This is a genomic window from Anabaena sp. CS-542/02, assembly GCF_028331085.1.
Classification (GTDB): Bacteria; Cyanobacteriota; Cyanobacteriia; order Cyanobacteriales; family Nostocaceae; genus Anabaenopsis; species Anabaenopsis arnoldii.
Map to the genome: position 1 here is coordinate 38,405 of NZ_JAQMTM010000167.1, position 11,513 is coordinate 49,917.

General features: G+C 43.6%; 10 protein-coding genes. 4 read left to right on the forward strand and 6 right to left on the reverse strand.

Features of this window, described 5'->3' with window-relative positions; all coding sequences use genetic code 11:
* The first annotated feature begins 208 nt into the window (after positions 1-208).
* Complete coding sequence (locus PN447_RS17430) at positions 209-931, forward strand: L,D-transpeptidase (protein WP_271764283.1); 723 nt, start codon at positions 209-211, stop codon at positions 929-931.
* Positions 932-944: 13 nt separating this feature from the next.
* Here the strand turns inward: PN447_RS17430 and PN447_RS17435 are convergent, their stop codons facing one another.
* The 4 genes from PN447_RS17435 to PN447_RS17450 all read right to left on the reverse strand — a co-directional run bounded on the left by PN447_RS17435 (position 945) and on the right by PN447_RS17450 (position 5,303).
* The gene (locus PN447_RS17435) at positions 945-1,850 is read right to left on the reverse strand and encodes a M23 family metallopeptidase (RefSeq protein ID WP_271764272.1); all 906 of its coding nucleotides are present in this window, start codon (positions 1,848-1,850) and stop codon (positions 945-947) included.
* A gap of 45 nt (positions 1,851-1,895) precedes the next feature.
* On the reverse strand, positions 1,896-2,594 hold the full coding sequence (locus PN447_RS17440) for a DevA family ABC transporter ATP-binding protein (RefSeq protein WP_271764273.1): 699 nt from the start codon (positions 2,592-2,594) through the stop codon (positions 1,896-1,898).
* A 234-nt stretch (positions 2,595-2,828) separates the two neighbouring features.
* The gene (devC, locus tag PN447_RS17445) at positions 2,829-4,004 is read right to left on the reverse strand and encodes an ABC transporter permease DevC (protein WP_271764274.1); all 1,176 of its coding nucleotides are present in this window, start codon (positions 4,002-4,004) and stop codon (positions 2,829-2,831) included.
* Between the two features lie 90 nt (positions 4,005-4,094).
* Positions 4,095-5,303 carry an ABC exporter membrane fusion protein gene (locus tag PN447_RS17450; RefSeq protein ID WP_271764275.1) on the reverse strand — a complete coding sequence of 403 codons (1,209 nt, stop codon included), beginning with the start codon at positions 5,301-5,303 and terminating at the stop codon, positions 4,095-4,097.
* Positions 5,304-5,712: 409 nt separating this feature from the next.
* On the opposite strand from PN447_RS17450, the gene PN447_RS17455 reads away from it, so the two are divergent.
* From PN447_RS17455 to prfC, 3 genes are all read left to right on the forward strand, one after another.
* Positions 5,713-6,330 carry a TetR/AcrR family transcriptional regulator gene (locus PN447_RS17455; protein WP_271764276.1) on the forward strand — a complete coding sequence of 206 codons (618 nt, stop codon included), beginning with the start codon at positions 5,713-5,715 and terminating at the stop codon, positions 6,328-6,330.
* A gap of 217 nt (positions 6,331-6,547) precedes the next feature.
* Positions 6,548-6,868: a hypothetical protein gene (locus PN447_RS17460; RefSeq protein WP_271764277.1), complete on the forward strand. Its 321-nt coding sequence runs from the start codon at positions 6,548-6,550 to the stop codon at positions 6,866-6,868.
* Between the two features lie 256 nt (positions 6,869-7,124).
* Positions 7,125-8,750: a peptide chain release factor 3 gene (gene prfC, locus PN447_RS17465; protein ID WP_271764278.1), complete on the forward strand. Its 1,626-nt coding sequence runs from the start codon at positions 7,125-7,127 to the stop codon at positions 8,748-8,750.
* Between the two features lie 67 nt (positions 8,751-8,817).
* Here the strand turns inward: prfC and PN447_RS17470 are convergent, their stop codons facing one another.
* Positions 8,818-9,681: a universal stress protein gene (locus PN447_RS17470; protein ID WP_271764279.1), complete on the reverse strand. Its 864-nt coding sequence runs from the start codon at positions 9,679-9,681 to the stop codon at positions 8,818-8,820.
* Positions 9,682-9,696: 15 nt separating this feature from the next.
* A complete protein-coding gene (locus PN447_RS17475) occupies positions 9,697-11,115 on the reverse strand; it encodes a SulP family inorganic anion transporter (RefSeq protein WP_334311112.1) in 1,419 nt (472 codons plus the stop codon).
* Positions 11,116-11,513 lie beyond the last annotated feature (398 nt).

Here is an 11,513-nt window from a genome sequence, read left to right on the forward strand (position 1 = left end):
TTACCTATTACCTATTCCCTGTTCCCTGTTCCCTGTTCCCTGAAACTAAAAAACCTTGTACCTCACGAGCATGGAAAATGCTATCAAAACCTTGACAAACATAAGTATGTCAAAACAGAACAGATAAGTGTTGATAAATTATGGATAATTTGGGACATACTCAAAAACCAATTAGTCCCCTGAAGATGTTCAAGATAAACAATAAGCGATAGCAATGGTAAGAAGAAATGAATCTGCTGCGCGTATAGTTATGTTTCTGTGTTTTGGCACAGCCATTTTATCACTGGCTGTCCATTGGCGGCTAACAAAAATTCACAGCCGCCTGGAACCTGCCTATGGAAGTAATATAAATGACGCGATATTGCGGAAATTTCCACTGGGGAATAAATCCATTCAGCAGCCTGTGGTCGAGAATAGCGGGGTGACTGAGATATCAGATACACTCGGCAATACCACCCAAAATAATGAGTCATTCCTGAAAATACCATCAGTGTTTCCTGGAGAAAGCCCCAATTCTCAGGGTTTATCTACACCCAAATCATCTGATATAGAAGTAGTAGTGAAATTAAGCGATCGCCGTACCTATGTTTACCATACAGGTGAAGTCATAGCCAGTTACCCCATTGCCATAGGTAAGGAGGGTTGGGAGACCCCTACAGGATCCTTCCGGGTGAGGGATATGCAAAAATATCCGATTTGGCAGCACCCCATCACTGATCAAATATTTCCATCAGGTGCCGATAGTCCTTTGGGAGACCGATGGATTGGTTTTTGGTCAGATGGACGCAATGAAATTGGTTTTCATGGCACCCCAGATATACACTTATTGGGACTTGCTATCTCTCATGGCTGCTTAAGAATGCGTAATGAGGATGTTCGTTCATTATATAATAAACTAACAGTCGGCACCCTTGTTTCCGTGGTGCCTTGACTTTTTACCTATCTTAATTAATAGCACCAAATCGCCAAGGGACAGGATCAACAGATTTGCCGTTGACATATAAACCCCAGTGCAAATGTGGACCGGTGGAAGCGCCGGTAGAACCAACCGTCCCAACTACTTGACCTGCGGTCACAAAATCACCCTCTTTAACCTTAATACTATTGAGGTGTAGTAAAATACTAGTTACTCCCTGTCCATGGTCAATCCCAACGGTGTTGCCATGAACTCGGAACCCTGCCGACACCGTACCTACCAAAGCAACTGTTCCAGCCGCCGGGGCCACTACTGGTGAACCCGTAGGACTAGCGTAGTCTAGCCCACGATGGTAGTAATCTGGGGCAAATTTACCATTATAGTAACGCCGGACACCATAAATGGTAGTAATCCTACCGACATTGGGTTTCACCATGGGGCCATTCCAATGCTTTTGAGGGGTTTGTAGTGCTTTGAAAGCTGCTACCCGCTCTAGTTCATGTTCTGTGGCCTTGACCCCCGCCCTCCCCGGTGGTAAATTAATCCGTTGTGTAGGGAAGGTGCGATGACGCAAATTTACTGCCAAGTTTCGCTCTTGAGCATCCCCGGTAACCTTGAGTGTTATCCTGCCGGCTTTATCTAGTGGAGTTGTAGGAATTAAAGCCCGATATTTACCAGAGTCGATGGGAAAAGCTGGATAAGAATTATTACCTATGGATACAGTGGGATTACTAACAATCTCTGGATTAGTGACGTTAATTACCACAGATAAAGTATCACCCAGATGAGGATTGCTGGGAGTTACCTGTTCTACTTGCAAAGCAAGTAGAGGTAAAGCTAAGATGACAACTAAAGCAGATGTAAAGATGCCAATCAAGATGATGTGGCGGTTGGGTTTCCACCCTTTAAGACTTAAATAGGACAACCGATACATATTCGCTTACACTCAGGAAATCAGGGGGGAATTACGCGAATCTATTTAAATTTTTACCTTCACAGCAGAGGTATCAACTAGTTTACCATCTTCCATCTGCACAATACGATCAGCAATATCCAGAATGCGATTGTCGTGGGTCACCATGAGGATTGTACAAGCCTGTTCCTTGGCCAGTTTGTGCATCAGGTTGACCACATCCCGACCCGATTGACTGTCAAGAGCTGCAGTCGGTTCATCCGCTAAAACTAGAGGGGGATGGCTGACCAAAGCCCGGGCGATGGCTACTCGTTGTTTCTGTCCTCCCGATAATTGGTCAGGATAATAATCAAGGTGATTTCCTAAACCTACCTGCTCCAACATCAGAGCCGAACGGGTTTGCATCTGTCCAAGTCCAATATGCTTGTGCAGTTCCAAACCCATTCTGACATTTTGCAGTGCTGTCAAACTACGGTGCAGATTGTGCCCTTGAAAAATATAACCGTTATGCTGTCGCGATCGCACTAATTCTGCCGCACTAGCACCGCAAAGTTCCCTGTTTAACACCTGCAAACTACCAAACTGGGGAGAACGCAACCCACCCACTAAAGTCAGGAGCGTAGTTTTACCCGAACCAGAGGGGCCAGTCAAAATAATAATTTCACCACGTCGAATCTCTAGATGAATATTAAATAAAACTTGCTTACGCAATGAACCTTCTCCAAAGTAGTGATCGAGATTGCGGATGGAAATGACTGGAAGCATAGCAGTTTTAAATTTTACCTTTTCAAGCTTTTTTCATGCTAATGAAGTACACACCAAGTTCCCTATTCCCTATTCCCTATTCCCTATTCCCCATTCCCCATTCCCTATTCCCTATTCCCCGTTCCCCGTTCCCTGTTCCCTGTTCCCTATCCCCTGCTCCCTATCCCCTGTTCCCTGTTCCCTGTTCCCTGTTCCCTGTTCCCTACGAGCCGGGTAAATGCTATATAGTTCCATCTAAAACATATCCGCCGGGTCAGCAGAGCGTAGTTTACGAGTGGCGATCGCCCCGGAAATTGAGCACATAATGATAGTTAAAACCAGCACGTGTAAAGCCCGGGCTGCGGTCATATACATAGGTAGATTTGTAGCGGTGCGAGTCATTTGGTAAAGTCCCAAAGACACTGCTACCCCTGGAATAAACCCCAATGCTCCTAAAATCAAAGCTTGTTCAAACACTACACTTAAAAAGTAGTAATTGCGATATCCCAAAGCCTTAAAAGTAGCATATTCCCTGACATGGGCATTGACATCAGTAGAAAGAACTTGATAAACCAGAATCACCCCCACAGCAAACCCCATGGATACACCCAAACTAAAAATAAACCCAATGGGGGAATTGGTGCGCCAGAAATTGTTTTCAAATTCAATAAACTCTGGGTGGGTCATCACCCTGACATCATCTCTGAGGTAGGCTTGTAAAGCCTTTGCTACCTTTTTCGGGTCATAACCGGGTTTGACCTTGAGCAAACCTAAACTGATATTGCTGGCTGGGCGTCTAGAAAACAACCGTAAAAAGTTTTGATCACTGGTGATTAAGCTACCATCAGAACCAAAGGAAGCCCCGACGGTGTATAAACCACTAATGGTAATAGTCCGCCCCTCTATTTCAGTAGTGACTTTTTCACCTTGATTAATTTTGGCGATCGCCTGTTGGTAATCACCCCGAGCATTGCGGTCAAATAACACAGTATCAGGTAGTTTGATAGACTGTAACTGCCGATTCACTTCCGGTAAATCAAAAACTGGCTGATCTGGATTAAAACCGATGACTTGTACCGATGTCTGGCGGTGGGTTTGGGGATTCTTCCAAATGATGTTATTCACATACATTGCTTCTGCTGAGTTCACCCCCGGTATATCCATAGCCTGATAAAGCCGCCGCCGAGAAAATGTCGGCATATTTTGCATACTACGGGCTTGGGGACTGGTTAAAAGAATATCTGCCTGTAAACTGCGATGTAGTCTAGTGTTACTGTCATATAGCGCCGTCTGAAAGCCCATCTGCATGAACATCAAAACATCCGCAAAAGCAATCCCTGAGAGTGCTACCAGCAGGCGGCTTTTTTCGTGACTCAGTTGCAGCCATCCTAGGGGCGTGCGTCGTCGCAGTTGTTGGATTAGTCCCATCATAGGTTGTGCTGAGTAGGGTTAATCGGAAAATTGACATAGTTGGGGAATTTTCTCCTAAGCCCCCTGTCCATTGCTGATTGGTGTAACTAATTACGAATTAGTCAGTTGAATCACTGCCTTAACTTGCATATTGGTTAATTTGGCAGCCTTCTGACTGGAAGTTTCATCTAGTCGGATATAAACCTCAAGGACTCTGTTATCAATATTACTTGTGGGGTCTGTATTAATGAGATTTTGCCGCCGCACTTGTAAGCCAATCCGATCTACTACCCCTTGCAGTTCAATAGGGACAAAATTACCAAATACCTCTACTTTCTGCCCTGGATGAACTTTATTGATATCGCTTTCGTAAACCTCCGCAACTACATACATCTGGCTGGTTTGCCCAATGTCAGCAATACCATTACTTGAAATTAATTCTCCCGGACGGGAATGGATCTCTAATATTTGTGCATCTTGAGGCGATCGCACATAAGCCTGCTGGAGATTGATTTGGGCCCGCTTCATAACTGCTATAGCCCGATTCACTTCGGCTTGAGCTGCTTCGATATCCACCTGTGGCACTTCAGTGATGCTATTAAGTGTTGCTCTAGCTGCGTTAATTTTTTCCTGGCTAGTTAACTGAGTGCGAGTTAACTGTGTTTGTGCTGCTTGTAAATTTTTCTGGGCTGTTTCCAGTTTTAAGCTCTTGCTGTCTCTTTGGGAGGCTGATATTGCCCCTTGTTTATACAGTTCTTCATATCTTTGGTTTTCTATCGCCGCATTCCCCACTTCCGCCAGCCATCGGGCTACAGTGGTTTCTTGGGCAGCAATATCACCTTGGCGTTCTGCCTCTAAGCCGGCAATTATCGCTTGTTGTGCTAAAATTTCTCCACGTCTAGCACCTGCTTTGATGCGCTTTAAGTTCGCCTGTTCTACTTTCACTTGTTCCTCAGCCTCTTGCAAGGCCGCCAACAGGCGATCTCGGCTGTCTAAAATCGCTATCACCTGCCCTGCTTTTACCCTGTCCCCCTCTGTGACTAAAAGTTCTTCTACCCGACTTCCTTCCGGCAACATGGGAGCAGAAATTTTAATCACTTGTCCTTTTGGTTCGATGCGTCCTAGTGCTGTTACGGTTGTTAAATCAGGGATTATTGCTGCTGGGCTGGACTCATTTTGATTTAATTTATCCTGGAATTTAAATACCGTATAAACACTAGTACTGATTAGAGTTAAAGATACAATAATGGCTATAACAAGGGGCGGACGTAAAATCGATGGGGATGATGATATAGCTCGATCTAGCTTTGAGTTTTGCACAATAGCATACCTTTGAAGCAATTCCAAATACACTGATTCAAATCAGAAAAAATCCTATTTTGGTAAATGTCCCGCCTAACTCTCTTTTATCACTCACCAGAGAAAATAGATGTGATACTGTCCGGTGAATTTTGGACATAATCATGGGGTTCCACTCCACTAACTAAAAATTTTCACTGAGGTATTAGTCTGTACACGAGAGATAAATAGTTTCTTTGTGGTCATTACCTACATTTTTCCTCTGTAGACTAGGAATCGCTGCTATGGTTACATAATCCCCAAAATGAACTACAAGATACAAAACTAAACCGTTTAGTTCTATAATAGAATTATACTAAACCGAGTAGTTTAGTCAAGCGATTACTAACAAAAGTGTGAAAATATTGATAATGTTAAGGACTATTGGCACATGATACGCCCAAAAGGTGGAGAAACTGACCGCTCGAACTCAGTAGAGAAAAGGGAAAAAATTCTGCAAGGGGCGATGCAAGAATTTTTAGCTCGTGGGTATGCAGCTGCGAGTATGGATAGGGTAGCAGAAGCAGCAGGAGTTTCTAAAGCAACAGTATACAGTTACTTTCAAGATAAAAAAGGATTATTTAAAGCATTAATTGAGAAATTAGCCAGAAAAAGGTTTTACTCCATATTGGGGTCACAACCCTTACATGGAGAACCCTATGTTGTCCTACGGCGGTTAGCAGTGACAGCCTTAGAACAGATGGTCAAAGATAAAGAATATCAGTCATTTGAACGGCTATTAATGGGGGAGTCGGCGCGGTTTCCCGAGTTAGCCCAGGTTTTTATTTACAGCATCGCTAAACCAGCCATAGAGACCATCAGTAAATATTTAGCAGCTCACCCGGAATTAAAAATACCTGACCCAGAAGCAACAGCCAGAATTCTCATTGGCTCCTTAGTCCACTTCGTGACTACTCAAGAAATTATGCATGGTAAAGACATTATACCCATGGAAGGCGATCGCCTGATTGATGCCCTCACACACTTAATTGTCAACTGCGCCGAATAACCTGTTTTTTGTGTTTTTCTCCCTCTAGAGAAGGAACTCATCACAGGGATAATTTTTTAGATTGTTCTTAGTATAGCACTACGCATACACGTTAGGACATCATAATTGTGGTTTTAAGGGAACAGGGAACAGGGAATGGGGAACAACAAGCAGGGAAATGTCCTAACACTTGTGGTTACTGCTATAGATGTATAAATTTTCCCCAAGGTAAAACATCATGACTAAGAAACTCAACAATCTACATCAGCCAGTTAGTCACGACTATCAAGACACTGCACCAACAGTCAAAGAAAGAAACTTAACCGCCAACCCAGGGGATGTTATAGACGAGTCTAAAACCCTAGAGGAAAAAGCGCAACAGATAGCCGTGAATGTGCCAGATATCACAGGAGACCAGATTACAGTCCCAACGTACTTTGTGGTAGAGTATCCTGATGGCACAAAAAAAGCACTCCACCATGTCAAAGACGCAGAAGAAATTTCTGATGTGATTCGCGCAGCAAGGCTAGATGAACATGGCGATCGCATTTGGTGGTAGTTTCAGTGTGGTAATAAAGAAGTGAAAACAGTGGATTTAGTTGTACAATTAGAAAACGAAAATGTCAAAACTTTTTGTCTTTCAGCCGTGCAGCTTTGTAGCTTGAAAAAAATTAGCTTATTTAGCATCAAAATTGGTGATCAGTGGCCACTATAGGAATGCTCTAATGATTGCTTGTCTTGCATGATCATACAGCTTGTCTGAAGATAGACTACATCGGTTTGACAATAGAGCAGTTCTTTTAAATTTTCAACTTATGCCAACAGAATTACGGGATGCGATCGCCCCACAAGAAATAGAACGCCGGCGCAACTTTGCGATTATCTCTCACCCCGACGCGGGTAAAACCACACTCACCGAAAAACTCCTCCTCTACGGGGGAGCAATTCAACAAGCTGGCTCCGTCAAAGCTCGTCGTTCCCAACGCCACGCCACCTCAGACTGGATGGCCATGGAGCAACAAAGAGGGATTTCCATCACCTCCACAGTATTACAATTCGAGTATCAAAATTGTCTCCTCAATCTTTTAGACACCCCAGGACACCAAGATTTCAGTGAAGATACTTACAGAACCTTGGCAGCAGCGGATAATGCAGTCATGCTCATTGATGCAGCCAAGGGGCTAGAAACCCAAACCCGCAAATTATTTGAAGTTTGCCGACTGCGTTCCCTGCCTATCTTTACATTTATTAATAAACTCGACCGTCCCAGTATGTCGCCCTTAGAGCTAATTGATGAAATTGAGCGGGAATTGGGACTGTCAACCTATGTAATTAACTGGCCGATTGGCACAGGAGACCAATTTCAAGGGATTTTTGACCGTCAACACCAGCAAATACATCTATTTCAAAAGAGTGGCGACCATGGTACAAGAAAAGCCACAGATACTATTATCGCCGCCAATGACCCCAGAATAGAGTCCCTTGTAGGTGAAAATTTGTATCACCAACTGCAAGAAGAATTAGAAATTTTGGATAGTTTGGGACCCACCCTAGACCAAGAAGCAGTGCATCGAGGTGAAATGACCCCGGTGTTTTTTGGTAGTGCAATGAATAACTTTGGGGTAGAATTGTTTCTCAAGTCCTTTTTAGAATATGGACTCAGACCCACCCCCCATGAAAGTAACAAAGGTAAAATTGACCCGACATATCCAGAGTTTTCTGGCTTTGTCTTCAAATTACAAGCTAACATGGACCCCAAACACCGCGATCGCATTGCCTTTTTAAGGGTGTGTTCTGGTAAATTTGAAAAAGATATGGTAGTTAACCATGCGCGCACAGGTAAAACAGTGCGTCTTTCCCACCCTCAAAAGTTATTCGCCCAAGAAAGAGACACAGTAGAGGTAGCATATCCAGGGGATGTAGTAGGTTTAAATAACCCAGGGACATTTGCCATTGGAGACACTGTTTACATAGGCGACAAGTTGATTTATCCCAGTATACCCTCCTTCTCCCCAGAACTATTTGCTTACTTGAGGAATGCCGACCCAACGAAATATAAGAATTTTAATAAAGGAGTAACAGAACTACAAGAAGAGGGAGCCGTACAAATTTTACACTCCACAGATGAAAGCAAACGTAACCCCATTTTAGCAGCCGTTGGTCAACTGCAGTTTGAAGTAGTGCAGTTTCGTCTAGTCAATGAGTACGGAGTGGAGACCTACTTAGAAGCTTTACCTTATTCAGTAGCGCGTTGGGTAACTGGAGGTTGGGATATTTTGGATAAAGTCGGGCGTTTATTTAACACCTTTGTGGTAAAAGACCGTTGGGAGCGTCCCGTACTGTTGTTTAAAAACCAGTGGAACCTAGACCAAGTTAAGGGAGACCACCCAGAACTAGAATTAAGTCCCATTGCGCTCCCCCCCACAACCGAGAAAGCCTGAAATTAAAGCTTTTTTTGAGATAGCCAAACAACCCACGCTTATAAGCGTGGGAACACAGCGCAGTCAGCTAACGGAATAACAATACAGGAATATTGCTACTTCTGAGCAGTTGAGCGGTGGTACTCCCAATGACTAAATGGCGAATGCGACTGTGACCGTAAGCGCCCATGAGCAAAAAACTAATATCTGCTTGGCTAATATAATGAGTGATAGCTGTTTCTGGGTCACCCTCTAAAACACTACAAACTGGCTCATATCCAACGGTTTGCAAATATAGCTTACCTTGATGTTGTGTTTGAGTTGCCGTTTCCAGCTTCCCAGTTTTAGCCACAGTCAGCAAATGAATTTCTAAATCTGTCAATACAGGATAAGCGGCTAAAAATTGGAGAATATTGTTACCCGTAACACTACCATCATAAGCCACTAACAGGCGGGAAATTGGTTTAAATTCCTGCGGTGTAACTAAGCATGGTTTAGTACTACTGCGCACAATGCGATCTATATTAGCCCCTAAGTGACCCGAAGCAAATTCTGCACCTTCTCCCCGTTTCCCCAAAACAATCAAATCTGCATCTTTCTCAAACTCATCAAAACAATCTACCAAAAACCCGGTTTTATTGGTTAACTGCACATCTGTGACACCTTCAGCTTTGAGAATTGCCGCAGCATTTTGTAAAATCAATCTAGCGCGTTGATTATTCAGCTTGGCTTTTTGATGTTCTAAATTGACCAGCTCATGCAATAAGTTTTCAGCGCTCCCTAGTCCAATAGTACCACTGAGGTTACCAGTAGAAGCTACTTGTTGACTACGAATATCAGTCACAAATAAAACATTAATGTGACAACCAAACTTGAGAGCAAACCAAGCACCATATTTATAAACATTTTCTGCAAAAGAGGAGCCATCGGTACAAAGTAAAATATTTTTCATGATGCTGTTAAAATACTATTGTTTGTTCAAACCATCGGCTTTAGGATACATAGCCAATTTATTCAGCAAGGTTGCACTAGCTTCATTTAGTCCCAGGACTTCCACATCTGCACCATTACGGCGAAATTTCAGCACTGCTCTATCAAGTACCTCCACTGCTCCTTGGTCCCACAGGTGAGCATGAGTCAGATCAATACTCACCCGCTCCACTAGTTCGGTAAAATCAAAAGCAGCGAGAAATTCATCTCGTGATAAAAAGAAAATTTGACCAGCTACCTTATATGTGCGATGGGAACCGTCCTCACTCAGCACTTTATCCACAAACACTAACTGAGCAATTTTGTTAGAGAAGAATAAAGTACTCATGACGATACCGGTAACTACCCCCAGGGCAAAATTGCGGGTAAAAATAGTCACAAACATTGTGGTTAACATGACCGCAGTTTCCGTGGTGGGGATGCGGCGAATATTCTGAAAGGATGACCAGCGAAACGTACCAATGGACACCATAATCATTACGGCTACCAATGCAGCCATGGGCATTTGTCTGACCCAATCCTGTAAAAATAAAATAGCAATTAATAGGAAAACTCCGGCCGCAAGGGTGGAGAGTCTCCCCCTACCACCAGACTGGACATTAATTACCGATTGTCCAATCATTCCACATCCTGCCATGCCGCCAAAGAAGGCAGTGACGATATTAGCAATACCTTGTCCTTTAGCTTCTTGGTTTTTATCGCTGGGTGTATCTGTGAGTTCATCCACTAAAGCAGCAGTCAGGAAGGAAGCTAATAAACCCACGATCGCTAAGGTGAGGGAATAGGGCAAAATAATCTTTAAGGTTTCCAGATTCCAGGGGACTTGGGGTAGAGCAAACAAGGGTAAACTCTTGGGTAGTTCTCCCATATCCCCTACTGTGGGAACTTCTAGTTTTAGCGCCATGGCGGCGATCGTCATCACTGCTAAAGCTACTAAGGGGGAGGGTACTGCTTTGGTAAAGCGGGGTAAAATGTAAATAATTACCAAAGACAGGAGCGTTAATATATATACAGTGGGGGGAACGTTGGTGAGTTGGGGTAACTGGGCCAGGAAAATTAACACCGCTAAGGCGTTAATATAGCCAATCATTACCGCTCTGGGTACAAATTTCATTTGGCGACCCAGTTTGAGCACCCCAAATACAACTTGAAACACCCCGGTTAAGAGGGTGGCGGCGAATAGATATTGTAAGCCATGATCTTTGACTAAATTAATCATTAATAGGGCCATTGCGCCCGTGGCCGCGGAAATTGACCCCGGTCTACCTCCTAAAAAGGCGGTGATCACGGCAATAATAAATGAGGTGTAAAGCCCGACTTTGGGATCAACCCCGGCGATAATGGAAAAGGCGATCGCTTCTGGAATCAAAGCTAGTCCCACAACGGCCCCCGCCATGATATCCTGTCGAGTGTTAGAAAACCACTCTCGCCGCAAAATTGATACCTTCAAATTTCCTCCTAGGATTGTTATTCATATCAAAAAATTACCAGTATTTTGGCGCACTCCCACTAATCTACCTCTGTGGGGGAATGCTGACCTGGTAAATAGCTCGGATCAACTCACAAAAAGCCAAATCTCCAGGCTTAACTGATTGAGTCCTACATCCAAAAGGAATTACAGTTACTCTGGTTTTCTGCTGTAACTAGCTTGAAATAGTTGCTAATAATATGGACAAATATCCAAAGCATTAGTTCGGAAGTTTTACTTTCACTGGACAAACTACAATGCCCTCTATCCCATTTGCAAAAGCATTTGGGACTGCTTTTCTCATGATGTTATAAGATCCATTAACA